Consider the following 26,362-nt stretch of genomic DNA (forward strand, 5'->3'; position numbering starts at 1 on the left):
GCAAAGGGGGTTGCGGGCTGCCGTGAGGGGGCCCTCACGGCTCTCGTTCGCTCTGCGCTGACAGGCCACCCTGGCGCGCTTAACGAGCGTAGCGTCTGTATCAACGTAATCATGTAATCAAGGAGGTCATGATGCGGATGCACGGACGTGGGGGCTGGAAGCAGGCCGAGGTGCCCTCCGCCGACGACGCCGCCGGGTGGTTCGCCGGACGACTGCCCGACGACTGGTTCACCGGCGCGCCGGAGATCATCGTGGACCGGGAGGAAATCCTCGTCGTGGGCGAGTTGCCGCCGCTGAGCGGCGAGTTCGCCGATGACGCGGCGCGGGCCGCCGCGGAGTCCGGCCGGATCAGCCGGTTCCGCGAGGACACCCGGGAGCAGCGGATCGAGATCGCCCGGCAGGCCGAGCACCGCTACCGGCGGAAGGTCGCCTGGGGAGCGCGCATCGGCGGTACACGCGAGTTGTTCACCACGCTGTCGGTTCCGGTGATGACGCGGCTCCGGCAGCCCGAGCGCCTCGTGCTGGACACGCTCGTCGATGCCGGAGTGGCCCGATCCCGGTCGGAGGCACTGGCCTGGGCGGTCCGGCTCGTCGGGGAACACGCCGAATCCTGGCTCACCGAACTGCGCACAGCTATGTCCAAAGTGGACGATCTGCGGACGAAGGGTCCCGATCTCGGCTGACCCCTGGGCGGTGGCCCCTGGTGCCGTGAAGAGACCCTTCACGGCACCAGGTTGAGGGGGTTACGCGCTGGTCCCGCTGCCGTGGGTGCATCACGAGGGCAAGCCGGTGACGGTGAACCTGCTGATGGTCGATCAGGACGGGCAGGCGTTCCGCCGGGGCAAGTTCCGTACCGGCGTGTGGCTACCGGCGCTCAAGCGGGCCGGGATCACCGAGTCGACGCGGGAGGACGGGATGCACGCGCTGCGGCACCTGTACGCCTCGGTCCTGCTCGACGCGGGCGAGTCGATCAAGGCGCTGTCCGCCTACCTCGGGCACTCGGACCCCGGCTTCACGCTGCGCGTGTACACCCACCTGCTGCCCACCAGTCACGAGCGGACGCGGAAGGCGGTGGATGCCTTCTTCGACGGCCTGGCGGCCTGATGACGGCCTGGACAAGATCCAGAAGGCCAAAACCCCAGCTAGGCGGTGATGGCCAGCCAGATCGCGATGTAGTGGCTGATCGCCGCCAGCACCGTGCAGGCGTGGAAGAACTCGTGGTAGCCGAAGGTCTCCGGCCAGTGGTTCGGCCAGCGGGTGCCGTAGAAGATGGCGCCGACGGTGTAGAACAGGCCGCCGACGAGCAGCAGCACCAGCGCGGCGATTCCGGCGTGGCGGGCGAGTTCGGGCAGGACGAAGATCGCGACCCAGCCGAGTGCGATGTAGATCGGCACCCCGAGCCAGCGCGGGGCGGTCGGCCACAGCATCTTCAGTGCCACGCCGAGCAGCGCGCCGCCCCAGACCACGGCGAGGATGACGTAACCGGTCGGCTGGGACATCGACAGCAGGGTGAACGGCGTGTAGGTGCCCGCGATGAACAGGAAGATCATCGAGTGGTCGGCGCGTTTCATCCACTGGTAGGCGCGGGGACTCCACAGGCGCCGGTGGTAGAGCGCGCTCACCCCGAACACGCCCATCACGGTGAGGCCGTAGACGGCGGTGGCCAGCGCGGCCCTGGCGGAAATCGCCGTCCCGGCGAAGGTGACCAGCGTCACCGCGCAGGCCAGGGCGCCGAAGAACGACCAGAAATGGATGTGGCCACGCAGGCGTGGACGGGTATCGATCACGGGGGAATCGGACGCGACGGGCACGGATCAAGGTTACGGGACCGTAGGTTCGGCGCCAGTGACCGTGGCCGGAACCACGTCGCTCAGGCGAAGTGCGTACGCTAGGCCGACGTGAGTCTTCGCTCCTTCGTATCCAGGGTTCTGTACGGCGCCTACGGCCGTCGCCTGATCCAGCAGGCCGCCGGACGTCACCCACGTCACATCGGCATCATGCTGGACGGCAACCGGCGCTGGGCAAGGGAAGCCGGATTCACCGACGTGGCGGACGGGCATCGCGCCGGAGCGAAGAAGATCGCCGACTTCCTGTCCTGGTGCCGCGAGGCCGACGTCGAGGTCGTCACACTGTGGCTGCTGTCCACCGACAACCTCGGGCGTGCCCCGGAGGAGGTCGAGGCGCTGCTCAAGATCATCGTGGACGTGGTGGACGAACTGGCCGCGCCGGAGAACCCGTGGCGCCTGCGCATCGTGGGCGCGCTCGAACTGCTCCCGGCCGACATGGCCCGCAGCCTCAAGGCGGCCGCCGCGCGCACCGAGGACCGCACCGGGATGGAGGTCAACATCGCGGTCGGTTACGGCGGCAGGCAGGAGATCGCCGACGCGGTCAAGAAGCTCCTGCTGCAGCACGCAGACGAGGGCACCAGCATCCGCGAGCTGGCCAAGATCCTCGACGTGGACCACATTTCCGAGCATCTGTACACCTCGGGCCAGCCGGACCCCGACCTGATCATCCGCACCTCCGGTGAGCAGCGGCTTTCCGGGTTCCTGCTGTGGCAGTCCGCGCATTCGGAGTTCTGGTTCACCGAGGCCTACTGGCCCGCCTTCCGCCGCGTCGACTTCCTCCGCGCCGTGCGGGATTACGCCTGGCGGCATCGCCGGTTCGGCACTTGACACGGCGGGCGCACACTGCCTGGTCGCGCCCGCTCTACCCACCGTGAGCCGGGACCCCGGTGATTCACCTGGCTGGCTGCCTGCACGATCCGCGATTCGCAGGTAACTTCCGAAGTGATGGTCCGTGACCTTGCGGGCCATCGCGGGAGGCCCTGATCGTGGCGGTAGTGGAGGGAACGGCGAAGCCGTTCGCGAAACGCACGAGGGGGCCGGCACCCGGCCCTCTTGGCCGCGCTCGCTGACGCACCCGGCGTCGGCGGAGAACGGACCAGCCAGGGAAGTGCCCGGCCCAGCTAGTGCGGGCGTGGTGCCACGCCCACGAGGGAGATGCCGTCGTGACTGCGCAGCGTTCGCCCCGGAAGGCCTCGACCAGCGCGGAGGGCGCTGGCGAACCAGCGGTAGGCCCGCAATCCCCCGAATCCCAGCGGCACACCTATGTGCTCGACACCTCGGTCCTGCTCTCCGATCCCTGGGCGGTGTCCCGGTTCGCCGAGCATGCCGTGGTGTTGCCGCTGGTCGTGATCAGCGAACTGGAGGCGAAACGGCACCACCCCGAACTCGGCTGGTTCGCGCGGGAATCCCTGCGCCTGCTCGACGACCTGCGCCGCACCCACGGCAGGCTCGACGCCCCGGTCCCGATCGGTGACCACGGCGGCACCCTGCACGTCGAGCTCAACCATTCGGATCCCACCGTGCTGCCGCCCGGGTTCCGCACCGACTCGAACGACCACCGGATCCTGGCCTGCGCACTGAACCTCGCCGTGGAGCGCCGGAACGTGACCCTGGTCACGAAGGACATCCCGCTGCGGGTCAAGGCGGGCTCGGTCGGGCTGGACGCCGACGAGTACCGCGCCCAGGACGTCACGCCCTCCGGCTGGACCGGCATGGCCGACATCGACGCTCCCCAGGAAATGATCGATGCGCTGTTCCAGCACGGCACCGTGGAGCCCGCCGACTTCGGCCTGGCGGAAATCGCCTCCTCCCCGTGCCACACGGGGCTGCGGATGCTCGCCGGGAGCTCCAGCGCGCTCGGCCGGATCACCCCGGACAAGAAGGTGCGCCTGGTGCGCGGGGACCGGGAGGCCTTCGGCCTGCACGGCCGCTCCGCCGAACAGCGGATCGCGCTCGACCTGCTGCTCGACCCCGAGGTGGGCATCGTCTCGCTCGGCGGCCGGGCGGGCACCGGAAAGTCCGCGCTGGCACTGTGCGCGGGGCTGGAATCGGTGATGGAACGGCGTGAGCACCGCAAGGTCGTGGTCTTCCGGCCGGTCTACGCCGTCGGCGGGCAGGACCTCGGCTACCTGCCCGGTTCCGAGAGCGAGAAGATGCAGCCGTGGGCGCAGGCGGTGTTCGACACGCTGGGCGCGCTGGTCAGCCAGGAGGTCCTGGACGAGGTCTTCGACCGGGGCATGCTGGAGGTCCTGCCGCTCACCCACATCCGGGGGCGCTCGCTGCACGACACCTTCGTGATCGTGGACGAGGCCCAGTCGCTGGAACGCAACGTGCTGCTCACGGTGCTGTCCCGCCTCGGCACCGCCTCCCGCGTCGTGCTGACGCACGACGTCGCCCAGCGCGACAACCTTCGCGTCGGGAGGCACGACGGGGTCTCGGCGGTGATCGAGAAGCTCAAGGGCCACCCGTTGTTCGCGCATGTCACGCTGACCCGTTCCGAGCGCTCGCCGATCGCGGCGCTGGTCACGGAAATGCTGGAGGACCACGGCTGACGACGGCCGCCCGTGCGGGCACCCGGGATGCCCGGGTGCCCGCCTGGGGTCAGTCCAGTGCGCGGTGGAGGAAGCCCTTGACGCCGATGGTGAGGAACACGGCCAGGGCGAGCACGATGACCGGAATGTCGATCCACAGCGGGATCGAGCGGATCTGCCCGGCCAGCAGCAGCGAGCGCATGCCTTCGCTGACGTAGGTGAGCGGGTTGAGCGCGCAGATCACCTGGAACCAGCGCAGGTTCGTCAGCCCGAACCACGGGAACTGGGTGGAGCCGGTGAACATCAGCGGCATCAGCACCACCGCGAACATGATCTGGATCCGGCGCGGCTGCACCAGGGTGCCGATCGTCATGCCGATCGCCGCCCCGGCCAGCGAACCGAGGACGATCAGGCCGAGCACTCCCGGCCAGGCCGAGGCGGGCCAGTGGATGCCGGACAGGATCAGGTAGCCGATCGGGACGATCAGGAGCGCGGCCACGATCCCGCGCAGCGCGCCGAACACCACTTTCTCCAGCGCCACCAGGGGAATCGGCATCGGCGCGAGCAGGCGGTCCTCGATCTCCCTCGTCCAGGAGAAGTCGAGGATCAGCGGCATCGTGGTGTTCTGCAGCCCGGTGAGGAAACCGGTCAGCGCGACCATCCCCGGCAGCAGGATCTGGGCGAAGTTCCCCTGCACGTAGCCGATCCCGGTGAGCACCTTGCCGAAGATGAACAGCATGAAGAACGGCTGGACGACCACCTGCGCGAGGAACGGCAGGAGTTCCCGCCCGGTGACGAACACGTCGCGCCACAGCACGGCGAAGAACGTCCGGGCCGCGGTGGCCGGACTCGCGTGCGGAAGCCCGACGGTGGCGGCGGGGCCGGTCATCGCAGCTCCCTTCCGGTGAGGCCGATGAAGACGTCTTCCAGGCTCGGGGTGCCGAGGGACAGGCCGCCGAGGTCGCAGCCGAGCGCGCTCAGCGCCTTGAGCACCGACGGCAGCACGACGGCGGGTTCGTGCTCGGTGTAGAGCCGGAACTGCGCGGTGTCTTCGCCGTCTTCGCCGTTCCCGGCGACCGGGTGCGGCACCGGAGGTCCGGGCGGTCCCGGGGGGCCGGGCGGTCCGGGCGGCCGGGATGCCCCCGGCACACCGGGGCCTCCCCTGGAGATCGTTTCGACCCGTTCCACCCCGTCCAGTGCCTGCAGGGCGTCGGCGATCTTCTCGCGGTCGTGCCCGCCGGTGCTCGCCGTGAGCGTCATCGTCGTGCTGCCCGGCAAGGACGTGGTCAGCGTCTGCGGACTGTCCAGCGCGAGCAGCCTGCCGTGGTCCACGATGCCGACCCGGTCGCACAGCTTGGCGGCCTCCTCCATGTCGTGCGTGGTGAGCACGACCGTCACCCCGGCCTCCCGCAACGCCGTGACGCGCTCGTGGACGAACAGCCTCGCCTGCGGGTCGAGACCCGTGGTGGGCTCGTCCAGGAACAGCACGCGCGGCTCGTGCATCAGTGCCCGCGCGATCATCACGCGCTGGGCCTGGCCACCGGAGACGAGATCGACGCGCGAGCCCGCCAGATCGGCCAGGCCCATCCGGTCGAGGATCTCGTCGGCGCGCCGGTTGCGCTCCGTGCGGCCCAGGCCGTGGTACGCCGCGTGGAAGACCAGGTTCTGCCGGATCGTCAGCGACCGGTCGAGGTTGTTCCGTTGCGGCACCACGGCGAACAACTGCCGCGCCTGGCTCGGCGACCGGCGCACATCCACCCCGTACACCAGCGCGTGGCCCGAAGTGGGCAGCACGCGGGTGGTGAGCACCCCCACCGTCGTGGTCTTGCCCGCGCCGTTCGGGCCGAGCAGGCCGAAGATCTCGCCCGAGCGCACGCGGAAACTCAGCCCGTCCACCGCCGGAGGGCCGGAGCGGCGATAGCGCTTGACCAGGTCGCGCACGATCACTGCGTCGGTCACGCCCTCAGCGTAGGTCCGGACGGGCCGGGCACGCGCGGCCGGAAACCCGGCCGTGCGCCTGCTACCACCCGGCGGGAAGGGGCCTTCCCTCGGCGAAACCGGCCGCGGACTGCACGCCCACCACGGCCCGTTCGGCGAACTCCGCGATATCGCGAGCACCCGCGTAGGTGAACGCCGACCGCACGCCGGAGCAGATCGAATCGAGCAGATCCTCCACACCCGGTCGAGTGGGGTCGAGCATCATCCGCGAGGAGGAGATGCCCTCCTCGAACAGCGCCTTGCGGGCCCGGTCGAACATGCCCTCCGCGCGGGTCCGCACGGCCAGAGCCCGTTTCGACGCCATCCCGAAGGATTCCTTGTAGGGACGGCCGTGCTCGTCGTACCGGAGATCACCGGGGGACTCGTGGGTGCCGGCGAACCAGGAACCGACCATGGCCGCCGAGGCGCCCGCGGCCAGTGCGAGCGCCACGTCACGGGGGTGCCGCACGCCGCCGTCCGCCCACACGTGCTTGCCGAGCGCCTTGGCGGCTTCGGCGCATTCGGCCACCGCCGAGAACTGGGGGCGGCCGACGCCGGTCATCATCCGCGTCGTGCACATCGCGCCGGGGCCCACCCCGACCTTGACCACGTCCGCGCCCGCGGCGATGAGGTCGCGGGTGCCTTCGGCGGTGACCACGTTGCCCGCCACCACCGGCACCCGGGGCGAGAGGCCGCGCACCGCCTTGAGCGCGGCGAGCATCTTCTCCTGGTGACCGTGGGCGGTGTCCACCACGAGCACGTCGATGCCCGCGGCCAGCACGGCCTCGGCCTTCGCGGCGACATCCCCGTTGACCCCGATCGCGGCGGCCACCCGCAGCCTGCCCTGCGCATCGACGGCGGGCGCGTAGATGTCCGTCCTCAGCGCGGCGGTCTGGGTGAGCACGCCGACGAGCCGTCCCGAGTCGTTCACGCCCAGCGCGAGCCGGGCCCCGGCGGTGTGCAGCCGGTCGAAGACCTCCCTGGCGGGTGTGTCGAGGGGGCAGGTCACCAGTGCGGGCTCGGTGACCTCGGACAACCGGGCGAACCGGTCCACTCCGGTGCACGCGGCCTCGTCCACGATGCCCAGCGGGCGGCCCTCCCCGTCCACCACGACCACGGCGCCGTGGGCGCGCTTGCCGACCAGATTCAGCGCGTCGGCCACCGCGTCGCCCTCGGTGAGCACCACCGGGGTGTCCCACACCGTGTGGCGGCTCTTGACCCAGGAGACGGTGTCGGCGACCGCGGCCGGGTCGACGTCCTGGGGCAGCACCACCAGGCCGCCGCGGCGCGCCACCGTCTCCGCCATCCGGCGGCCGGCGACGGCGGTCATATTGGCCACCACGATCGGGATCGTGGCGCCGGTACCATCCACAGTGGACAAATCGACGTCGAAGCGGGACTCCACGGCCGAGCGGTTCGGGGTGAGGAACACGTCGTCGTAGGTCAGTTCGTGACCGGGCCGATGGCCTTCGAGGAAGCGCACGAGAGTTCAGCGTAGGACATCCGGGGGCACAATGGGGGCCGTGAACGACCGTGATCGGGACGCCGCGGGCCGGGCCCGCAACGCGCGGCCGCGGGACGGCCTCGGCCGCCCGTTGCCCCACGGGGCGCCGGGGGTGCCCCGGCAGCCCGAGGGGATCGTGCGCACCCCGGAACAGACCCTGGACGAGGCGCAGCGGCTGCTGGCCGACGGCAGGCCGTTCCATGCGCACGAAGTGTTCGAGGACGCCTGGAAGGCCGGTGAGCGGCCCGAGCGCGGGCTGTGGAAGGCACTGGCGCAACTGGCCGTCGGTCTCACCCACGAGGCGCGGGGCAACGGCAAGGGGGCGGCGGCGCTGCTGGCGCGCGGGGCGGAGGGCCTCGAACCGTACGCGGTCTCGCCACCGCACGGCATCGACGTGGCCGGCCTGGTGCGCTGGGCGCGTGACCCCCGCACCCCGCACCTCTGCCCGCGGTTGCGGGGGTGACCAGGCGAGACCAGGTCAGGTCGGGACGTTCGCCTTTTCGGCGCCGATCGTGGTGGACTCGCCGTGTCCGGTGCGCACCACGGTGTCGTCCGGGAGGGTGAACAGCTTCTCCCGGATCGACCGCACGATGGTCGGGTGGTCCGAGTACGACCGGCCCGTCGCGCCCGGTCCGCCGTGGAACAGGGTGTCCCCGGTGAACACCGTGCCCAGTCCGGGCGCGTACAGGCAGACGGCGCCGGGCGCATGCCCCGGCGTGTGCAGCACGGTCAGTTCCGTCCCGGCGATCGTCAGCCGCTGCCCGTCCGCCAGTTCGCCGTCCGGCGCCCGCTCCGGGTGGGTGAGATCCCACAGCACCCGGTCGGCGGGGTGCAGCAGGATCGGCGCCCCGGTCGATCGTGCGAGTTCCGGCGCCGCGTTGACGTGGTCGTTGTGGGCGTGCGTGCACACGATCGCGCGCACCGCCGCTTCGCCGACCGCCTCGGCGATCGCCGTCGCGTCGTGGGCGGCGTCGATGACGAGCACCTCGGTGTCGTCGCCGACGATCCACACGTTGTTGTCCACGTCCCAGCTACCGCCGTCGAGCGTGAAGACGCCGGAGGTCACCACGTTCCGCACCACTGCCGCCATGCGGAAAACCCTAGGTCATTCCTGGCTGGAGCGCGCCCAGAGGTTGAGGCCCGCATCGGTGGCGTACCGGTCGATTTCGGCCAGTTCCGCCTCGGTCAGCGGCGGGCCCTGCAGGGCCTGGACGTTCTGTTCCAACTGGCGGACCGAGGACGCGCCGATCAGGGCGGAGGTCATCCGCTCGTCCCGCAGCAGCCAGTTCAGCGCGAGCTGCGCGAGGGTCTGGCCACGCCGCCGCGCGATCTCGTCGAGGGCCCGCAGCTTGCCGATCGTTTCTTCCCCGAGCACCGCCGGGTCGAGCGATTTCCCTTGCGTGGCGCGGGAACCCTCCGGAACGCCGTTGAGGTACCGGTCGGTCAGCAGTCCCTGGGCGAGCGGGGCGAAACCGATGCAACCGGCACCCTCTTCGGCCAGCACATCGAGCAGGCCGTCCTCTTCGATCCAGCGGTTCAGCATCGAGTACGAAGGCTGGTGGATCAGCAGCGGCACCCCGAGCTGCCGCAGCAGCGCCGCCGCCTCCCGGGTGCGCCGCGCGTTGTAGGACGAGATGCCGACGTACAGCGCCTTCCCCTGCTGGACCGCGGACGCCAGCGCACCCATCGTCTCTTCGAGCGGCGTTTCCGGATCGAACCGGTGCGAATAGAAGATGTCCACGTAGTCCAGGCCCATCCGGGTCAGCGACTGGTCCAGGCTCGCCAGCAGGTACTTGCGTGAACCCCATTCCCCATACGGCCCCGGCCACATGTCGTACCCGGCCTTGGTGGAAATGACCAGTTCATCCCGGTACGGCCGGAAATCCTCCCGGAGCAGACGGCCGAAGTTCCGTTCCGCGGAACCGTAGGGCGGGCCGTAGTTGTTGGCCAGGTCGAAATGCGTGATGCCAAGGTCGAAGGCGCGGCGCAGCACGGCCCGCTGGACCTCCAGCGGCCGGTCGTCCCCGAAGTTGCGCCACAGCCCGAGTGAGATCGACGGCAGTTTCAGCCCGCTGCGCCCGGTGCGGCGGTAGGTCATGTCCTGGTAGCGGTTTTCCGCTGCGGTGTAAGGGGTCACGGCCGGCCAGCCTACGTTTCCGGTGGTTCAGCGAACCGACACCCGCCGGACCACTGATCGGCTTGTCCCGGTCACCGGCGCTGTGAAAGCGTGCGCTCATGTGCATGAATTGCGGGGCGGGCGTCTCCCGGCGTGGCTTTCTCACCGCCGCCGGGGTGGGCGCGGGGATGGCACTGGCACCGGTCGCGTTCGCCGAGGCGGCCGAAGGGCAGACCGAAACGAAGGTGATCACCGGGCATTTCGAGCCCGGCACCCCCGACTTCGTGTACCTGCCGGTGCAGGTGCCGTCCGGGGTCAGCCGGATCTCCGCGGTCTACAGCTACGACAAACCGCCGGTGCCCGCGGGCACGCCAGGAAACTCCTGCGACATCGGGGTTTTCGACGCGCGCGGCACACAGCTCGGCGGTGCCGGTTTCCGTGGCTGGTCCGGCGGTTTCCGCGACCGGTTCTCGATCGCCCGGAGTGAGGCGACCCCCGGGTACCTGCCGGGCGAGGTGATGCCGGGCACGTGGAACATCGTGCTCGGCCCGTACCAGATCGCGCCGCAGGGCATGGACTACCGCGTCGAGGTGACGCTGACCTACGGCCCGTCCGGACCCGCGTACCAGCCGGACTACCCGCCGGTGAAGGCCGCCGGACGCGGCCGTGCCTGGTACCGCGGCGACTGCCACCTGCACACCGTGTATTCCGACGGGAGGCGGCTTCCCGCCGAGGTCGCGGCCGGGGCGAGGGACGCGAAGCTGGACTTCATCACCTCGACCGACCACAACACCTCGTCCTCTCACGGGGTGTGGGGCCCCTTCGCCGGGGACGACCTGCTCATCATGCTCGGTGAGGAGGTCACCACCCGCAACGGCCACTGGCTGGCGCTGGGCGTGCGGCCGGGGCAGTTCATCGACTGGCGGTACCGTGCGCAGGACCGCGATCTGCCGGAGTTCCAGCGCGAGGTGCACCGCTCGAACGGCCTGTGCGTGGCCGCGCACCCGTACTGCCCGTGGATCGGCTGCAACTTCAAGTTCGGCTACCGGGACTTCGACGCGGTCGAGGTGTGGAACGGGCCGTGGACGTGGGACGACGACGCCGCGGTGTCCACTTGGGACGGCAAGCTGGTCGAGGCGGTGCGCGGCGGCGGCCGCTGGCTGCCCGCGATGGGCAACAGCGACGCGCACAACCCCGGCAACGTGATCGGGTTGCCGCAGAACGTGGTGCTGGCCGACGAGCTGAGCCGGGACGCGATCCTGGACGGGATCAGGGCCGGGCGGACCTGGATCGCCGAATCCTCGGCGGTCGAGCTGTCCTTCGCCGCCGCCGGGCCGCGAGGCCAGAGCGCCGGCATCGGGGAACGGCTCGCCGTGGGCAAGGGCGACAAGGTCGCCGTCAGGCTGGACGTGAAGGGGGTGCCGAACGGCACCGTCCGCCTCATCACCGACGAGGGCCAGTTGCTGCAGCAGAGCCTGCCCGCGAGCGGGGAGGGCACGGTGACCTGGCTGACCACCCCGGCCGCGGCCGCCTACGTTCGCGCCGAGGTGCGCCACCCGCAGGCGGACGGCAGCGCCGGTGCCCCGGCTTTGTCCCCGGGGCTGAACTTCGGGGCGATGGCGGCCATGACCAACCCGATCTTCCTCGGCCGGTCCTGACGATCACGCTGCCCCGGTCCGATGCGCGCTAAAGTGGCGTTGATCGCTCGTCAACCGGGGGGATTGTCGGTTTCGTGGCCCAGGTGCTGCTCGTGGAGGACGATGGCGCGCTCGCCGAGGCGCTCTCGGTGGCACTCGGCGCGCTCGGCCACGAGGTGACCCACGCCCCTTCCGGCGAGCGCGCGCTCGAGATGCTGGCCGGTGAGCGGCTGGACGTGGTGCTGCTCGACCTGATGCTCCCGGGGATCGACGGATTCGAGGTGTGCCGCCGGATCCGGGCCACCAGCCTGGTCCCGATCATCCTGCTGACCGCTCGCGGCTCCGCGGTGGACGTGGTCGTCGGCCTGGAATGCGGCGCCGACGACTACGTGGTCAAACCCGCCGAACCGCGGGTGGTCGACGCGCGGATGAAGGCGGTGATGCGCCGGGTCGCGCCGGTCGCCGCCGATCCGGTGCTGCGGTTCGGGCATCTGGTGGTCGACCCGTCCGCGATGATGGTCACCGCGGACGGCGCCGAACTGCACCTCACCGCGACCGAACTGAAGCTGCTGCTGGAGTTCGCGACCCATCCCGGTCAGGTGCTGACCCGGCAGACCCTGCTCAAACGTGTCTGGGACTACGGTTATGTCGGCGATTCCCGCATCGTCGACGCGGCGATCGCCCGGCTGCGGGCCAAGATCGAGCGGGATCCGGGCAGCCCGGTCCTGCTGCGCACGGTCCGCGGCCTCGGCTACCGCCTGACCTCTCCGTGAGACCGTACTTCGGCCTGCGGGCCCGTATCGCGGCCGCGGTCGTGTTCGTGACCGTGGTGGCGACCACCGCGATGGCCTTCGCGTCCTACCAGGTGCAGGCGAGCGACACCACCGACCGGTTCCTCGCCGCCGCCCGTGCCGGCTTCTCGGCCGATCTGGTGCAGGCCCGGTTCGTCGCGCAGTACCTCAACGGACGCGGACCCGCCGACATGGTGGCCGGGTACATGTACCGCGAGCAGGGGGTGCGCTGGACGTTGCTCGACTTCTCCCCGGGGGCACCCCGGCCTGCGATCACCGACGGCCACTTCGTGTTCGACCCGCAGCGGATGCCGGGCCAGGCACCGCCGGTCGAGTTGCCGGTCTGGCTGGTGGACGGCGCGCTGTCGAGGTACACGAGCTCCTGGACGATGGAATCGCTGGACGACCCGGCCTACTGCGTGCTGTCCGGGCAGGTGCTGCCGGACCTGGTGCTGGTCGAGTTCTACAACATGGGGGCGTTGCAGGACGAACTGGCGAAGCTGCGGCGCAACCTGACGATGATCGCGGTCCTGGTCGCCGCGCTGGGGGTGGCCGCGGCGCTGGTGGCCGCGAAACGGATCCAGCGGCCGGTGCAGGCGGTGGCTTCGGCGGCACGCGAGCTGGGCCTTGGCGACCTCAACGTCCGCGTTCCGGTGCGAGGCAGGGACGAGCTCGCGGAACTGGCCGCCTCGTTCAACGCGATGGCGCGCCAGGTCGGGGATTCCATCAAGGAACTGCGGGCCAAGGACCAGCAGCAGCGGCGGTTCGTGGCCGATGTGGCGCACGATCTCCGCACCCCGCTCGCGGCGATGGTCGCCGCCGTGGACGGTCTGGACCACCCCGAGGTGAGCGCGCGGTCCGCGCACCTGCTCGGCGTGCAGACCCGTCGGCTGGCCACCCTCGTGGAGGACCTGATGGAGATCTCCCGGTTCGACGCGGGGGCCGCCGACTTCCAGGCGGAACCGGTGGAGCTGACCGATCTCTGGGCGGACGCCGTCGACCTTTCCGGCATCACGGCCGAACCGCGTGCGCTCGGCGATGTCGTGGTGGTCGGGGACCCGCGGCGGCTGCACACGATCGCGCGGAACCTGCTGACCAACGCCGTCCACCACGGGGCGCCCCCGTTTTCCGTGCTCATCGACGGTACGGACGCCGACCGGGTCACCGTCCGCGTCGCCGATTCCGGTCCCGGCGTTCCCGAAGACCTGCTGGACCTGGTTTTCGACCGGTTCGTGCGTGGTGACCGGGCGCGGACCGCCACCGAGGGCAGCGGCCTTGGGCTGGCGATCGCGCGGGAGAACGCCCGCGTGCACGGCGGCGACATCACCGTCGCCAACGACGGCGGTGCCGTCTTCACACTCACCCTGCCCCGCACAGCCACCGCCGCTTCTGCGAAACCGGGGCTGTGAGGGGTCCCCTCACGGCCCGGGGACGAACCGCGCTTCAGTGCTGGTCGAGGGTGGTCTGGCCGGGGCGAAGGGTGTCACCGCAGGAGCGGCGGGGCCAGACCCACAGCTTGCGCTCCGTTTCCGGCACCACGGCCGCCGCGTAAGCCCGCGCGGCCGCGAGCTGTTCCTCGCTGTGTACCGCGTCCTTGCGCACCCAGTCGCCGCCGAGCTCCGCGGGAGCCGGGTAGGTGTAGAGCGGGTAGTAGTCGCGCAGCAGCCGGGGATCCGTCGCGATTCCCGTGGTGCCGCCCCAGTACAGGCGGAAGTGCAGGAAGGTCGGCTTGACGTCCTCGAACACGCGATCGCGCAGCGCCGCCATGTCGTGGTCGTGGTAGTAGTCCGCGATCTTGGCGTCCACCAGGCCCGCCAGGTCCAGGATCGGCAGGCGGCTGGTGAGCGAGGTGCCGCCGAGATCCGGCTCCAGGATCGACCCCTGCTTGACGTCGAGCAGATCGGCGTAGGTGTTGAAGACGCGGCCGAACCGGTCCGCGACGAAGCACATCGGCAGGGTCGGCTGGTCCCGGAACCTGCTGCCCGCGTCGGCGAACGCGGCGCCGGAGGGTACGAGGGCCGCGGCCATGGCCACCGCCAGGACGAACCGGCCGCGCACGCCGGACCCGCGGAACGCCTCCGCCGTGGCCAGCGGCCCGATCAGCGCGGCCATCGCCCACACCGGTGTGGCGAACCGGTACTCGCCCATCCAGTCCGGGTTGAGCACCGCGTAGGCGATCAGCGCCAGGCTCAAGGGCACCAGCAGGGCCGGTATTCCCTGACGCCACCACGAGGAGCGGGCCATCACCAGTCCGACGACCAGCACGAGCAGCAGCACCGCGAGCGTGCCCGCGTAGAGCACGAGTTCCCCGACACGGGTGAACTGCTTGAGGTCCGGCACCTGCTGGCTCTTCGCCACCGCGGTGTTCGCCACCAGGCGGCCGAACTCGACGTACCGCCAGGTGAGATAGGCGCCGAAGAGTGCGGCGAAGGCCGCGCAGGAGACCAGCACGGACCGCACGGTCGAAGCCAGTGTGGTGCGCCGCAACTGGATCAGCGCGGTCAGCGGGTAGGCCGCCGCGTAGATGGCCCCGTCCGGGCGGGTGAGGGCGGCGAGCGCGGCGAGCAGCCCCACCGTGATCGCGACCTTCGGGGTGAGCAGGTGTCCCAGGATCGCCGCGCGGAAGGCGACCACCGCCAGCGACGTCACCAGAAGGGCGAACAGCGAGTTCTCCAGCCCGGAAAAGCACCAGACCACGAACGAGGGCACCGCGGCGAGGAGCGCGCCGGTGCACAGCGTCACCAGCCAGGGCCGCCGCGACACCAGGGAGGCCGCCGAGTGAGCCGCGATCAGGATTCCGGCGCAGCACAACAGCGCGAGTGCCTTCGGGAACAGGACGTAGTCCGGGATGCCGAACAAGGTGCCCCGGTCGAACAGGCCGAGCAGGCGGCCGATCGCCAGCAGCGCGGTCCACGTCGGATTGGAGAACCCTTCCACCGGCGGCACACCGGGCTGCGCCACCGGGCCCAGTCCATCGGCCAGGTTGCGCGCGTAGGCGAAGGTGATCGCGGCGTCGTCCACCAGCCAGTTCCCGTACTGCGCCGCCCGCGCCCCGATCAGGGCCAGACCACCTAGTACGGCGGCCACCGCGGGCAGCCTGGACCGCCAGCGGGCGGACTTCGCGGGCTGGGGCCGGGTGACGGCGCCAGTGGGTGGATCAAGGGGTGGGGCAGCGACCATGCCCGCAAACTACGGAAGAGATGTGCCGGTTCTGTAACAGCAGTTCTCCCGTTGGTCCACGAAAATCACTTGAGTGTGGCGCGGACCATATCGATCGTGTCGGCCTCGGACGGTTCCTTGTCGGGACGGTAACGCACGACGCGCGCGAAACGAAGCGCGACGCCACCGGGATAACGGGTGCTGATCTGTGCCCCGTCGAGTTCGATCTCCACCACCAGTTCCGGCCGGACCCGGACGGTCCAGTCGTCGTGGTGTGTTTCCAGTTCCAGCAGCCTTTTCGTCTGCCACGCCAGCAACTCGTCGGTGAGCCCCTTGAACGTCTTGCCCACCATGATCGGCGGCCCGCCGTCGGGATCGCGGGCGCCGAGGTGCAGATTGGACAGATACCCGGTGCGCCGTCCGTGCCCCCATTCCGCCGCGAGCACGACCAGATCGAGCGTGTGCACCGGTTTCACCTTCAGCCAAGCCCGGCCCCGGCGGCCCGCCGCGTAGACCGAGTCGAGCGCCTTCACCATCACCCCTTCATGGCCGTCCGCCAGCGCCGCGTCGAGGATGCCCGCGGGATCCGGCGGCTCGGTCCGGCCCGGGACGAGGTGTTCCCCGGCCACCGTCCGCAGTGCGGCGTTGCGCTCGCGGAGCGGGGCGTCGAGCAGGTCCACGCCGTCCAGGTGCAGGCAGTCGAAGAAGTACGGCCGCAGCAGCAGGGCCCGCACCTGCTCCTCGCGGGTGCTGCCGAACCGGCTCATCGTCTCCTGGAACGGCCGGGGCCTGCCCTCGTCGGTCAGTGCGAGGGTCTCCCCGTCGAGCACCACCGAGCGGCACGGCAGCGCCCGCACCAACTCGACCAGTTCGCCCACCTGCCCGGTGATCTCCCGCAACGTTCGCGTGTAGACCCGCACTTCGTCGCCGTTCCGGTGGACCTGGATCCTGGCACCGTCCAGTTTGTACTCCACCACCACCGAGGCGTGCTCGGCCAGCGCCTCGTCCAGCGATTCCGCCGGAGAGGCGAGCATCGGGCGCAGAGGGCGCCCCAGCCGCAGCCGGAACGCGCCGAGCGCCTGCTCGCCACCGCCGATCGCGGCGACGGCGGTTTCGGGGAGACGGCCGGAGAGCATGAAGGCCCGTCGCACCGCTTCGGACGGCACCGCGGCCGCCGCGGCGACGGCGTCCACCATCACCCCTTCCAGCGCACCCTGCCGCAACTCGCCGGTGAGCAGGCGGAACAGGAAGTGCTGCTCGGCCTCGGTGGCCCGGGCGAACAGGGTGCGCAGGACCTCGGCGCGGCGCTGGGCCGAGCCCGCGCCCGCCGTGCTTGCCACCTCGTCCAGTGCGGCGTCCACCTCGGCCACCGTGAGCGACGGGGCGGCGGCCGGGGCGGTGTCCAGCCCGGCGAGCGTGCGCCAGCCGGTGCCGATCCGGCCCTGGGTGGGCCGTCCGGTCAGGAACGCGACGACCGCGGGCAGCTCTGCAGGGCCCGCCCGGGAGAGCAGCGCGGACAACGTCGCGATCTTGGCCTTGCGCGAGCGCGTGGCCGCCAGCTCGGCGGAGGCGGCCACGACGTCGGCGAGGAACATGAGCCCATCATGCCCCCGGGCACCGACAGTTTCAGGGGATTCAGCCGTGCGCAGCCCGGCGCTGCCCCTCGCGCAGCGCCGCGGTCAGGTCCTCACGGGCCCGGAACACCCGGGAGCGGATGGTGCCGACCGCGCAGCCGCACAGCTCCGCCGCTTCGGCGTAGGACAGGCCCGCCACCTGGGTGAGCACGAACGCCTCCCGGCGCTCGAGTTCCAGTTCGCCGACCAGGCGGCGCAGCACCACCAGGCGGCCGTGGTCCGGGGCGGTGGCGCCGTGCTGCTCGGCTTGCGCCACCCAGTCCTCGGTCCGGCCGGCCCGCGGGCGGCGGCCCTGGACGCGCAACTGGTCGGCGGCGACGCGCTTCGCGATCGCCAGCAGCCACATCCGCGCCGGGGAACGGCCCTCGTAACCCGGAAGGGCGGCGAAGGCGCGCAGATAGGTTTCCTGCACGAGGTCCTCGGCGAGGGCGGGACTGGACAGGTAGCCCAGCAACCGGTGCAGCTGGTGCCGGGTCGCCGCCACGAACCGCTCCGCGGCCATCCGGTCGCCCCGTGCGGCGCGGAAGGCGTCCCGGGTGATCTCGTCGTCGTCCACTGCCCGTCCCCTTCCGCGGACTCTCCGCAAAGGACCTTATGGGGTCGGGAAAACAGTCGATCAAGGGGACGTCGCGGACAGGTGAAACCGGACCGGAAAGCGGCGGGGGACGCGGTGAGGGAACTATTTGCCTCAGGCAGGCGACAATACGGGTATGGACTGTGCAACCGCGCGTGAGGCGGTTTCGGCCGCACTGGACGGAGAGGACACCGGCGTGGCGCAGGAGGCGCTCGACGAGCACCTGGCGTCCTGTGCGGACTGTACGGCCTGGCAGCACGAAGCGGCGGTGGTGACCCGACTGACCCGGATCGACACGGCAGGCGAGCGCGCCGACGTCACGGCCGAAGTGCTGGAACGGCTCGTTCCGCGGGGGCGGCCCTCGCCCGTCGACTGGCCGCGATGGCTGCTCGGGTTCGCGGCGGTTTCCCAGTTCTCGCTCGTGGTGTCGCAGCTTTTCCTGCCTCAGCCGCTGGGGGACGGCAGCACGGTCGCGCCCGGATCGCATATGGAACACGAGGCGGTGGCGTTCAACTTCGCGGTGGGTATCGCCCTGCTGTGGGTGCTTTCCCGTCCCGGCAGGGCGGGCAGCCAGTTGCCGGTGCTGTTCAGTTTCGCCGGAGTGCTCGTCGTACTGTCCATCATGGACTTCGCCAGGGGCGATGTCGGCTGGTACCGCTTGGCCGGGCACGTGCCGCTGGTGCTCGGGGTGCTGTGCACCGCCCTGCTCGCCCAGCGCGCCCGCCGTCTTCCCGGACCGGGCAGCCGGGTCGCGGCGGGGCTGCCGGAGAAGGCGGGCACGGGGGAGCCGAGCCGGGACGAGGTCAGTCCCGGATCTCCGACGCGGCGGAATCGGCCGCCGGCCGCGCGGCACGCGGCGTAGCCGGGGTTGCGGGCGCTGAGAGGGGACCCCTCACAGCGCCCGCAACCCCTTGGCGGCTCCACGTGGTCAGCGGCCGCCGCGGGCCATGCGCAGCACGTCGAGGGCCTCGTCGAGCTGGGCTTCGGTGAGCTTGCCCTGTTCGATGTAGCCCCGCTCGACGACCACCTCGCGGATGGTCTTGAGTTCCTTCAGCGCCTGCTTGGCCACCGCCGCCGCCTCTTCGTAGCCGATGTACTTGTTCAGCGGCGTGACGATCGACGGCGAACCCTCCGCGTAGGCCCGCGCGCGGTCGGCGTTGACGGTCACGCCCGCGAACACCTTGTCCGCCAGCAGCCGCGACACCGCCGCCAGCAGGCGTGCCGACTCCAGCACGTTGCGGGCGATCACCGGCAGGTTCACGTTGAGCTGGAAGTTGCCCTGCGCCCCGGCGAAGGCCACCGCCGCGTCGTTGCCGATCACCTGGGCCACCACCTGGAGCGTGGCCTCCGGGATCACCGGGTTCACCTTGCCCGGCATGATCGACGAGCCGGGCTGCAGATCGGGCAGTGCCAGCTCGGCCAGCCCGGTGCGGGGGCCCGAACCCAGCCACCGGAGATCGTTCGCGATCTTGTGCAGCGACACGGCGACGGTGCGCAGGTTCGCCGACGTCTCCACCACGCTGTCCTGGCTGGCCTGCGCCTCGAAGTGGTTGCGGGCCTCGGTCAGCGGCAGCCGGGTCACCGTGGCGAGTTCGGCCGCGACGCGCGCCCCGAAGTTGTCCGGGGCGTTGAGCCCGGACCCGACCGCGGTCCCGCCGATGGGCAGTTCACCCAGGCGGCCCACCCCGGACTCGAGCCGTTCGATCCCGTACCGGACCTGCGCCGCCCACGCACCGGCCTCCTGGCCGAGGGTGACCGGCACGGCGTCCATGAGGTGCGTGCGGCCGGACTTCACCACGTCCCGCCATTCGGCGGCGCGGGCCTCGATCGTCGTCGCCAGGTGGTCCAGCGCCGGGATCACGTCCATGAGCACGGCCTCGGTCGCGGCGACGTGGATCGTCGTCGGGAACGTGTCGTTCGACGACTGCGACGCGTTGACGTGGTCGTTCGGGTGCACGTCGCTGCCCAGCCTGCGGCTGGCCAGCGTCGCGATCACCTCGTTGGCGTTCATGTTCGACGAAGTGCCGGAACCGGTCTGGAACACGTCGATGGGGAAGTGCTCGTCGTAACGGCCCTCGGCCACCGCGTCGGCGGCTTCGGCGATCGCCTCCGCGAGTTCGGGTTCGAGCACCCCCAGCCGGGCGTTCACGCGCGCGGCGGCGGCCTTGAGCAGGCCGAGCGCGCGGATCTGCGCACGCTCCAGGCCACGGCCGGAAATCGGGAAGTTCTCCACGGCCCGCTGGGTCTGGGCCCGGTACAGCGCGTCGACGGGCACCTTGACCTCGCCCATCGTGTCGTGTTCGATCCGGTATTCCTGTTCAGCCATAACGCCAGTCTCACCCAGTGCGATCGGCTTCGCTTCGTGTGCTTGCGCACCGCGAATCGTTACGATCGCAGTGTCCGGACCACTCCGGGGAATCGCTGCGAAGGGCGGGGCGCCGATGGGCACCGCTGAGGAACTTTCGGTCGACGTGCTGATCGTCGGCGCCGGTCCCACCGGGCTGTTCGCCGCCTACTACGCGGGTTTCCGCGGCCTGTCGACGGCCGTGGTGGACGCGCTGCCCGAGGCGGGCGGTCAGGTCACCGCGATGTACCCGGAGAAGATGATCTACGACGTGGGCGGCTTCCCCGCGATCCGCGGGCGCGACCTGATCAAGGGCCTGCTGGAACAGGCCGCGCCGTGGCAGCCGCGCTACCTGCTGGGGCGCAAGGCGGAGGGACTGCGGCCGGGCGAAACCGGACTGGACGTGGTGCTCGACGGCGGGCAGACCGTGCATGCCGGTGCGGTGCTGATCACCGCGGGCATCGGCGAGTTCACGCCGCGGCCGCTGCCCGCCGGGCAGGGCTGGCTCGGGCGCGGCATGGTGCATTTCGTGCCCTCGCTGGACGCACACGCCGGGCAGGACGTGATCGTGGTCGGCGGCGGCGACTCGGCCTTCGACTGGGTGCTCGCGCTGCATCCGGTCGCCGCGAGCGTGACACTGGTGCACCGCCGCGCGAAGTTCCGCGCCGCCGACTCGATCGTGCGGCAGGCCCGCGAGCTCGGCATCCGGATGATCACCGATGCCGAGGTGACCGAACTCCGCGGCGAGCGCGCGCTGGCGGAGGTGGTCGTCAAGGCGAAGGGAGCCGAACCGGTGGTGCTGCCGGCGCAGACCCTGGTGGCGGCCCTCGGCTTCACGGCGGATCTCGGACCGATCGAGAGCTGGGGGTTGAAGATCGACCGCCGGGCGATCGCGGTCGACTCGACGATGGCGACCGCCCGCGAGCGCGTGTACGCGGCCGGGGACGTCGCCGCGTACCCGGGCAAGGTGAAGCTCATCGCCACCGGTTTCGGCGAGGCCGCGACGGCGATCAACAACATCGCCGTCGCCCTCGACCCCGAGGCGCACCTCTTCCCCGGCCACTCCAGCAACGCCGAGTAGGGCGTCGCGTCGACGGCTACGGCAGCGGCGGAACCGACTTCTCGGCGCCGGACTCGCCCAGCTCGCCGTCGAAGTCGATCGAGGAGTAGGCCCGCAGCTTCGTCAGGCGGTGGTAGCCGTCGATCAGGCGAACCGTGCCCGACTTCGACCGCATCACGATCGACTGGGTCGTCGCGCCACCAGCGCGGTAGTGCACGCCCCGCAGCAGGTCACCGTCGGTGACCCCGGTGGCGCAGAAGAACACGTTGTCGCCCTTGACCAGGTCGTCGGTGGTCAGCACGCGGTCCAGATCGTGCCCGGCGGCCAGCGCCTTCTCCCGCTCGGCGTCGTCCTTCGGCCACAGCCTGCCCTGCAGCTCACCGCCGAGGCACTTCATGGCGCAGGCCGCGATGATGCCCTCGGGGGTGCCGCCGATGCCCAGCAGCAGGTCGACACCGGTGCTCGGCCGCGCCGCCGCGATCGCGCCCGCCACGTCACCGTCCGAGATGAACCGGATGCGGGCGCCCGCCTCGCGGACCTCCTTCACGATCTGCTCGTGCCGCGGCCGGTCGAGGATGCAGACGGTGACGTCGGAAACGCCGCTATTCTTGGCCTTGGCCACCCGGCGGATGTTCTCCGCGATCGGCGCCGACAGATCCACGGTGCCCGCCGCTTCGGGACCGACGGCCAGCTTCTCCATGTAGAACACGGCCGACGGGTCGAACATCGCCCCGCGCTCGGCGACCGCGAGCACGGCCAGCGCGTTCGGCATGCCCTTGGACATCAGCGTGGTGCCGTCGATCGGGTCGACCGCGACGTCGCAGGCGGGACCGTCGCCGTTGCCGACCTCCTCGCCGTTGTACAGCATCGGCGCTTCGTCCTTCTCGCCCTCGCCGATGACGACCACGCCGCGCATCGAGACGGTGGAGATCAGCTGCCGCATCGCGTCGACCGCCGCGCCGTCGCCGCCGTTCTTGTCCCCCTTGCCGACCCACCGGCCGGCCGCCATCGCCGCCGCCTCCGTGACGCGCACCAGCTCCATCGCCAGGTTGCGGTCGGGCGCTTCCTTGCGGCGCGATGTGCTGGGGGACGGGCTGACGCTCGACATTGGTGCCTCCCGGGTTCGTGCAGGGCGGGTATTGATTCTCTCAGACCGCGTGCACACCGCACGGCACCGAAGACATGGCAAACCTCACTCCGCGCGCACGCCGGGCCCCCGCCGGCGGGCTCAGCCTTCTCCGCCGCCGTCGGTTTCCCCCGCCTCCGCCGCCTCTTCGACGGACTTCAGCGCCGCTTCGATGCGCTCCCGCGCGCCCTCCAGGTGGTGCTCGCAGATCTTCGCGAGATGCTCGCCCTTCTCCCACAGGGCCAGCGACTGCTCCAGCGACAGTCCCCCCGCCTCGAGTTCCCGCACCACCTCGACGAGCTGGTCACGGGCCTGCTCGTAGCCGAGTTCCGTACCGTTTTCCGTGGCCTCGCTCACCAGCGCAGACTACTGTTCGCCACCCCGGCCCGCGTGCCCCCCTCAGGAACGCCGGTGCCTGTCGTGCCCCTGGCCCGCGGCGACCACCGCGCAGGCCATCGCGTGGTCGTAACCCATGAAGGCCTTCGCGAACTCCTGGCCGTCACCCTCGGTGACCGCCTCCTCGATGCACGTCTGGGCGTTCGCCACGCGGCGGCGGTGCGCGGAACCCTCGCTGAACCACCATCGCGTGCCGACGTAGACCGAGGTGGCCTCCGACAGCCGCCGCAGCCGGGTGTCCAGCCCCCACCGCGCCGCGGAGGAGCAGCCGGCCAGCAGCGAGGTCCAGCACGCGTTGGCGGTCTCGTCGGCTTCGGCGGCCCTGCTCAGCACGGTACTGGCGCCGATGCGCGCGGCCGCGTCGGCGGTGAGCGGCAGGAATGTGGGGCCCTGCGCTTGCAGCACGTCCTACTCTCCTGGTTCGACGGTCCTGACGACCGCGTGCACGGCGCCGTCGACGACCCGCACGCGCAGCGGAGTTCCCTCCGCCACTTCAGAGATGGATCGCAGTACCTGGAGGTTGCCTTCCGCGTCCGGATATTGCACGACGGTGTAGCCGCGGGTCATGGTCGCGGCGGGCCCGAGCGCGGTCAGCCGGGCGCGGGCGGAGGCGACGGCGGCCTGTTCGTGGGCCAGCGCGTGGAGCATCGCGCGGCGGCCCCGCTCACGGTGCAGTTCGACGTCCTCGGCGCGGCGCTGGATCGGACCCAGCGGATCGGCCAGCACCGGACGGCTGCGGAGCTGGTCGAGCAGGCGGCACTGGGTGTCCACCCAGCCGTGCAGTGCCCGGCGGGCCCGGTCGCGCAACTGGTGCACGCGGGCGGTCTCCTCGCGGACGTCCGGCACGATCCGCTTGCCCGCGTCCGTGGGAGTGGAGCAGCGCAGGTCCGCCACGTGGTCCAGCAGCGGGGTGTCGGGCTCGTGCCCGATCGCGCTGACCACGGGCGTGCGCGCGGCCGCCACGGCCCGGCACAGCGCCTCGTCCGAGAACGGCAGCAGGTCCTCGACGCTGCCGCCGCCGCGGGCGATCACGATGACGTCGATCGACGGATCGTCGTCCAAAAGGGACAATGCTTTGCGGATCTGCGGGACCGCCGACGGGCCCTGCACCGCGGTGTTGACCACCTGGATCCTGGCGGCGGGCCAGCGGGCGTGCGCATTGGCCAGCACGTCGTGCTCGGCCGCGGACGCCCGGCCGGTGATCAGTCCGATTCCCTTGGGCAGGAAGGGAAGCCGCTTCTTGCGTTCCGGGGCGAACAGGCCCTCGGCGGCCAGCAGGCGGCGCAGCCGTTCGATCCGGGCGAGCAGCTCACCGATACCGACCGCGCGGATCTCGCTGGCGCGAAGGCTGATCGTGCCGCGCCCGAGGAAGAACGTCGGCTTGGCGAACACCACCACGCTGGCGCCGTCGCGCAACGGCGGCTCGATCTCCCGCAGCAGGCGCATCGGGCAGGTCACCGTCATCGACACGTCGGCCGACGGATCCCGCAGGGTGAGGAAGGCGGTCTGCGTGCCCGGCCGGGCGGAGATCTGGGTGACCTGGCCCTCCACCCAGACCGCGCCAAGGCGGTGGATCCAGTCCGCGATCTTGCGCGCGACGGTGCGTACCGGCCAGGGGTTCTCCGCGCTGGTCTGCTCCCTGGCGGTGGCGGATTCGGTGCTCACCGGCCGGTGACGTCCGTCCCGCCGCCCTCGGCCAACCGCCGCACGTTGCCGATCCGGCGGGTCAACATGCCGGTGAACGAAGGCCGGTTGGCGTTCGCGCGTTCGTAGGCGAGCAGTTCTTCGAGCTGTTCGAGGTTCAGCCGCCGCAACCGCGCGCGAAGCTGGGGCAGGGTCAGCTCGTCGTAGTTGGTCAGGCCGACCGGACCAGCCGCCCCAGCCGCGACGGCCGCACCGGCCCCCGCGTTCCCGCTGTCGAACTCGCCCTCGGTGTGGTCCTCGGCCAGCGCCTGCTCCTCCTGCTCCCAGGGGTCGCGCAGGCCCTCGCCGGGCTCCTTGACGCCGACGGGGCCGTGATGGCCGTTGCGGGCGTCGCCCCCGGGCGGCGTGATGTCCTCGTCGAAGGTCGCCCACGCCGGCGTCTCCTCGACCGGCCGCAGCGAGGACAGCACCTCGTCGCCCTTGATGGCCAGCTCGGTGACCTGCTGCTGCAGGCGCATGGACAGCTGCAATACCTGGGACAGCACGGTGACCGGCAGGCCCAGCAGGTTCTTCGGCAGCTCGCGCGCATGCTCGGCGGCGGTCACGGCCAGGCCCGCGGCGACTCGGAGGGGGAGCGGGAGAGGCTTCATGCGTACAGCCTGCCGCACCAGGGGCATCCTGCCCAACCGATCACCTCCGATGCCCTGCCCAGACGTGACCGTCGGCACAACGGGCCGGGCCGTACCCTGGAAGCCATGAGTGCAGCGAGCCCTGCCGCCGAGCCCGCCAAACGAGTGCTGCTGGCCAAACCGCGTGGTTACTGCGCGGGGGTCGACCGCGCCGTGATCGCCGTCGAGAAGGCGTTGGAGCTCTACGGCCCGCCCGTGTACGTGCGCAAGGAGATCGTGCACAACCGGCATGTCGTGGACACGTTGCGCCAACGCGGGGTGATCTTCGTCGACGAGACCTCCGAGGTGCCCGAGGGCGAGCTGGTGGTGTTCTCCGCGCACGGGGTGTCCCCGGCCGTGCACGCCGAAGCCGCCGAGCGGAACCTCCGCACCATCGACGCCACGTGCCCGCTGGTGACCAAGGTGCACAAGGAGGTCAACCGGTTCGCCAAGGACGACTACGACATCCTGCTGATCGGCCACGAGGGTCACGAAGAGGTCGAGGGCACCGCGGGGGAGGCCCCGGAGCACGTCCAGCTGATCGACACGGCCGAGGACGCCGCCAGGGCCGAGGTGCGCGACCCGGCGAAGGTGGTGTGGCTGTCGCAGACCACGCTGAGCGTCGACGAAACCATGGAGCGCGTGGAGCAGTTGCGCGAGCGGTTCCCCGGGCTGGCCGATCCGCCCAGCGACGACATCTGTTACGCGACCTCCAACCGGCAGGGCGCGGTCAAGGCGATGGCCGCCGAGTGCGATCTCGTGCTCGTGGTGGGCTCCCGGAACTCGTCGAACTCCAAGCGCCTCGTCGAGGTGGCGCGGCAGGCGGGCGCGCGGGACGCGCACCTGATCGACTACGCCCACGAGGTGGACGAGGCGTGGCTGGACGGCGTCGGCACGGTCGGTGTGACCAGCGGCGCTTCCGTGCCGGACGTGCTCGTCATGGAGCTGCTCGAGTGGCTGGCCGCGCGCGGCTGGGACCAGGTCGACGAGATCACCACGGCCCAGGAGAAGATCGCCTTCGCGTTGCCGAGGGAACTCCGCAAGGTCGCCCGCTAGAACTTCTCCAACCCCTGTGACGCCGAAGCCCGGCCCGGCTCGGCGATGCCCGTTGCCGGCTCGGGCCCGGAATGGGCGCTGTGAGGGGTCCCCTTCACGGCCGTATCGGCCGCCGTATCGGCCAGGGCTCCGGCAAAGTCGCGTGAGTGTTGGCCGTGAAGGGTCCCTTCACAGTCGATTTGACTGTGAAGGGACCCTTCACGGCTTGCCCCAGCCCCTCCGGCCGCTGGCCGTATCGGCCGTGAAGGGACCCCTCACGGCACGTCAAGGCGCCCTTTTCAGGCGTCGTCTTCCCAGG

At 71.0% G+C, this 26,362-nt stretch carries 26 protein-coding genes; 11 read left to right on the forward strand and 15 right to left on the reverse strand.

What is annotated here, in order from left to right:
• The first annotated feature begins 131 nt into the window (after nt 1-131).
• Together FNH05_RS07105 and FNH05_RS07110 are read left to right on the forward strand one after the other, a co-directional pair.
• Complete coding sequence (locus tag FNH05_RS07105) at nt 132-683, forward strand: hypothetical protein (protein WP_425458421.1); 552 nt, start codon at nt 132-134, stop codon at nt 681-683.
• Nucleotides 684-768: 85 nt separating this feature from the next.
• Entirely contained in the window at nt 769-1,104 is a 336-nt protein-coding gene (locus FNH05_RS07110; protein WP_246127583.1) for a tyrosine-type recombinase/integrase, read from the forward strand.
• 38 nt (nt 1,105-1,142) lie between these two features.
• Here the strand turns inward: FNH05_RS07110 and trhA are convergent, their stop codons facing one another.
• A complete protein-coding gene (trhA, locus tag FNH05_RS07115; protein ID WP_144586542.1) occupies nt 1,143-1,784 on the reverse strand; it encodes a PAQR family membrane homeostasis protein TrhA in 642 nt (213 codons plus the stop codon).
• A 114-nt stretch (nt 1,785-1,898) separates the two neighbouring features.
• Between trhA and FNH05_RS07120 the strand changes: the two genes are divergently transcribed.
• Nucleotides 1,899-2,675 (forward strand): isoprenyl transferase, encoded by a 777-nt coding sequence (locus FNH05_RS07120; protein ID WP_144586513.1) that lies wholly within the window; start codon nt 1,899-1,901, stop codon nt 2,673-2,675.
• A gap of 437 nt (nt 2,676-3,112) precedes the next feature.
• A complete protein-coding gene (gene phoH2 / locus FNH05_RS07125; RefSeq protein WP_144586543.1) occupies nt 3,113-4,399 on the forward strand; it encodes an RNA 5'-3' helicase PhoH2 in 1,287 nt (428 codons plus the stop codon).
• Nucleotides 4,400-4,448: 49 nt separating this feature from the next.
• Here phoH2 and FNH05_RS07130 read toward each other — a convergent pair whose 3' ends face one another.
• From FNH05_RS07130 to guaB1, 3 genes are all read right to left on the reverse strand, one after another.
• Complete coding sequence (locus tag FNH05_RS07130) at nt 4,449-5,267, reverse strand: ABC transporter permease (RefSeq protein ID WP_144586515.1); 819 nt, start codon at nt 5,265-5,267, stop codon at nt 4,449-4,451.
• On the reverse strand, nt 5,264-6,337 hold the full coding sequence (locus FNH05_RS07135) for an ABC transporter ATP-binding protein (protein WP_144586517.1): 1,074 nt from the start codon (nt 6,335-6,337) through the stop codon (nt 5,264-5,266). Before FNH05_RS07135 ends, FNH05_RS07130 begins: the two co-directional genes overlap by 4 nt.
• A gap of 61 nt (nt 6,338-6,398) precedes the next feature.
• A complete protein-coding gene (gene guaB1, locus FNH05_RS07140) occupies nt 6,399-7,838 on the reverse strand; it encodes a GMP reductase (protein WP_144586519.1) in 1,440 nt (479 codons plus the stop codon).
• A gap of 40 nt (nt 7,839-7,878) precedes the next feature.
• Here guaB1 and FNH05_RS07145 point away from each other — a divergent pair, with 40 nt between their 5' ends.
• Nucleotides 7,879-8,322 carry a DUF309 domain-containing protein gene (locus FNH05_RS07145; protein ID WP_144586521.1) on the forward strand — a complete coding sequence of 148 codons (444 nt, stop codon included), beginning with the start codon at nt 7,879-7,881 and terminating at the stop codon, nt 8,320-8,322.
• A 15-nt stretch (nt 8,323-8,337) separates the two neighbouring features.
• On the opposite strand, the gene FNH05_RS07150 is transcribed toward FNH05_RS07145, so the two are convergent.
• Nucleotides 8,338-8,949 carry an MBL fold metallo-hydrolase gene (locus tag FNH05_RS07150; RefSeq protein WP_144586523.1) on the reverse strand — a complete coding sequence of 204 codons (612 nt, stop codon included), beginning with the start codon at nt 8,947-8,949 and terminating at the stop codon, nt 8,338-8,340.
• A gap of 15 nt (nt 8,950-8,964) precedes the next feature.
• Entirely contained in the window at nt 8,965-9,996 is a 1,032-nt protein-coding gene (mgrA, locus tag FNH05_RS07155; protein WP_144586525.1) for an L-glyceraldehyde 3-phosphate reductase, read from the reverse strand.
• A gap of 98 nt (nt 9,997-10,094) precedes the next feature.
• Between mgrA and FNH05_RS07160 the strand changes: the two genes are divergently transcribed.
• The 3 genes from FNH05_RS07160 (at nt 10,095) to FNH05_RS07170 (ending at nt 13,812) form a co-directional block, all read left to right on the forward strand.
• Entirely contained in the window at nt 10,095-11,633 is a 1,539-nt protein-coding gene (locus FNH05_RS07160) for a CehA/McbA family metallohydrolase (protein ID WP_186382427.1), read from the forward strand.
• 74 nt (nt 11,634-11,707) lie between these two features.
• On the forward strand, nt 11,708-12,385 hold the full coding sequence (locus FNH05_RS07165; RefSeq protein ID WP_144586527.1) for a response regulator transcription factor: 678 nt from the start codon (nt 11,708-11,710) through the stop codon (nt 12,383-12,385).
• Nucleotides 12,382-13,812, forward strand: a complete 1,431-nt coding sequence (locus FNH05_RS07170; protein ID WP_246127585.1) for a sensor histidine kinase — start codon at nt 12,382-12,384, stop codon at nt 13,810-13,812. Before FNH05_RS07165 ends, FNH05_RS07170 begins: the two co-directional genes overlap by 4 nt.
• A 34-nt stretch (nt 13,813-13,846) precedes the next feature.
• On the opposite strand, the gene FNH05_RS07175 is transcribed toward FNH05_RS07170, so the two are convergent.
• The 3 genes from FNH05_RS07175 to FNH05_RS07185 form a co-directional block, all read right to left on the reverse strand.
• Nucleotides 13,847-15,583 carry a hypothetical protein gene (locus tag FNH05_RS07175; RefSeq protein WP_246127586.1) on the reverse strand — a complete coding sequence of 579 codons (1,737 nt, stop codon included), beginning with the start codon at nt 15,581-15,583 and terminating at the stop codon, nt 13,847-13,849.
• A 65-nt stretch (nt 15,584-15,648) separates the two neighbouring features.
• On the reverse strand, nt 15,649-17,157 hold the full coding sequence (locus FNH05_RS07180) for an ATP-dependent DNA ligase (protein WP_144586529.1): 1,509 nt from the start codon (nt 17,155-17,157) through the stop codon (nt 15,649-15,651).
• A 40-nt stretch (nt 17,158-17,197) separates the two neighbouring features.
• Complete coding sequence (locus FNH05_RS07185) at nt 17,198-17,752, reverse strand: sigma-70 family RNA polymerase sigma factor (protein ID WP_144586532.1); 555 nt, start codon at nt 17,750-17,752, stop codon at nt 17,198-17,200.
• A 154-nt stretch (nt 17,753-17,906) separates the two neighbouring features.
• Between FNH05_RS07185 and FNH05_RS07190 the strand changes: the two genes are divergently transcribed.
• Complete coding sequence (locus tag FNH05_RS07190; protein ID WP_144586533.1) at nt 17,907-18,632, forward strand: zf-HC2 domain-containing protein; 726 nt, start codon at nt 17,907-17,909, stop codon at nt 18,630-18,632.
• 66 nt (nt 18,633-18,698) lie between these two features.
• Here the strand turns inward: FNH05_RS07190 and FNH05_RS07195 are convergent, their stop codons facing one another.
• A complete protein-coding gene (locus tag FNH05_RS07195) occupies nt 18,699-20,096 on the reverse strand; it encodes a class II fumarate hydratase (protein ID WP_144586534.1) in 1,398 nt (465 codons plus the stop codon).
• A 115-nt stretch (nt 20,097-20,211) separates the two neighbouring features.
• On the opposite strand from FNH05_RS07195, the gene FNH05_RS07200 reads away from it, so the two are divergent.
• On the forward strand, nt 20,212-21,195 hold the full coding sequence (locus tag FNH05_RS07200) for an NAD(P)/FAD-dependent oxidoreductase (RefSeq protein ID WP_186382428.1): 984 nt from the start codon (nt 20,212-20,214) through the stop codon (nt 21,193-21,195).
• Between the two features lie 16 nt (nt 21,196-21,211).
• On the opposite strand, the gene glpX is transcribed toward FNH05_RS07200, so the two are convergent.
• The 5 genes from glpX to FNH05_RS07225 form a co-directional block, all read right to left on the reverse strand.
• Entirely contained in the window at nt 21,212-22,282 is a 1,071-nt protein-coding gene (gene glpX / locus FNH05_RS07205) for a class II fructose-bisphosphatase (protein ID WP_144586535.1), read from the reverse strand.
• 120 nt (nt 22,283-22,402) lie between these two features.
• Nucleotides 22,403-22,657, reverse strand: coding sequence for an exodeoxyribonuclease VII small subunit (locus tag FNH05_RS07210; RefSeq protein ID WP_144586536.1), 255 nt, complete (start codon nt 22,655-22,657; stop codon nt 22,403-22,405).
• Between the two features lie 42 nt (nt 22,658-22,699).
• Nucleotides 22,700-23,101 carry a hypothetical protein gene (locus FNH05_RS07215; protein ID WP_144586537.1) on the reverse strand — a complete coding sequence of 134 codons (402 nt, stop codon included), beginning with the start codon at nt 23,099-23,101 and terminating at the stop codon, nt 22,700-22,702.
• Nucleotides 23,102-23,104: 3 nt separating this feature from the next.
• Nucleotides 23,105-24,361 (reverse strand): exodeoxyribonuclease VII large subunit, encoded by a 1,257-nt coding sequence (gene xseA, locus FNH05_RS07220; protein WP_144586538.1) that lies wholly within the window; start codon nt 24,359-24,361, stop codon nt 23,105-23,107.
• Nucleotides 24,358-24,990, reverse strand: a complete 633-nt coding sequence (locus FNH05_RS07225) for a lipid droplet-associated protein (RefSeq protein ID WP_144586539.1) — start codon at nt 24,988-24,990, stop codon at nt 24,358-24,360. The genes xseA and FNH05_RS07225 overlap by 4 nt, the downstream gene beginning before the upstream one ends.
• A gap of 105 nt (nt 24,991-25,095) precedes the next feature.
• Between FNH05_RS07225 and FNH05_RS07230 the strand changes: the two genes are divergently transcribed.
• Nucleotides 25,096-26,064: a 4-hydroxy-3-methylbut-2-enyl diphosphate reductase gene (locus FNH05_RS07230; protein WP_144586540.1), complete on the forward strand. Its 969-nt coding sequence runs from the start codon at nt 25,096-25,098 to the stop codon at nt 26,062-26,064.
• The last annotated feature ends 298 nt before the right edge of the window (nt 26,065-26,362 follow it).

Source organism: Amycolatopsis rhizosphaerae (assembly GCF_007713715.1).
GTDB classification, from domain to species: Bacteria; Actinomycetota; Actinomycetes; order Mycobacteriales; family Pseudonocardiaceae; genus Amycolatopsis_E; species Amycolatopsis_E rhizosphaerae.

Coding starts and splice junctions, on each gene's coding strand:
- FNH05_RS07225 (WP_144586539.1), bottom strand. CDS start 24,990: ATGAAGCCTCTCCCGCTCCCCCTCCGAGTCGCCGCGGGCCTGGCCGTG.
- FNH05_RS07175 (WP_246127586.1), bottom strand. CDS start 15,583: ATGGTCGCTGCCCCACCCCTTGATCCACCCACTGGCGCCGTCACCCGG.
- FNH05_RS07190 (WP_144586533.1), top strand. CDS start 17,907: ATGGACTGTGCAACCGCGCGTGAGGCGGTTTCGGCCGCACTGGACGGA.
- FNH05_RS07130 (WP_144586515.1), bottom strand. CDS start 5,267: ATGACCGGCCCCGCCGCCACCGTCGGGCTTCCGCACGCGAGTCCGGCC.
- FNH05_RS07200 (WP_186382428.1), top strand. CDS start 20,212: ATGGGCACCGCTGAGGAACTTTCGGTCGACGTGCTGATCGTCGGCGCC.
- FNH05_RS07230 (WP_144586540.1), top strand. CDS start 25,096: ATGAGTGCAGCGAGCCCTGCCGCCGAGCCCGCCAAACGAGTGCTGCTG.
- glpX (WP_144586535.1), bottom strand. CDS start 22,282: ATGTCGAGCGTCAGCCCGTCCCCCAGCACATCGCGCCGCAAGGAAGCG.
- FNH05_RS07150 (WP_144586523.1), bottom strand. CDS start 8,949: ATGGCGGCAGTGGTGCGGAACGTGGTGACCTCCGGCGTCTTCACGCTC.
- FNH05_RS07180 (WP_144586529.1), bottom strand. CDS start 17,157: ATGTTCCTCGCCGACGTCGTGGCCGCCTCCGCCGAGCTGGCGGCCACG.
- FNH05_RS07195 (WP_144586534.1), bottom strand. CDS start 20,096: ATGGCTGAACAGGAATACCGGATCGAACACGACACGATGGGCGAGGTC.
- FNH05_RS07160 (WP_186382427.1), top strand. CDS start 10,095: ATGTGCATGAATTGCGGGGCGGGCGTCTCCCGGCGTGGCTTTCTCACC.
- FNH05_RS07105 (WP_425458421.1), top strand. CDS start 132: ATGCGGATGCACGGACGTGGGGGCTGGAAGCAGGCCGAGGTGCCCTCC.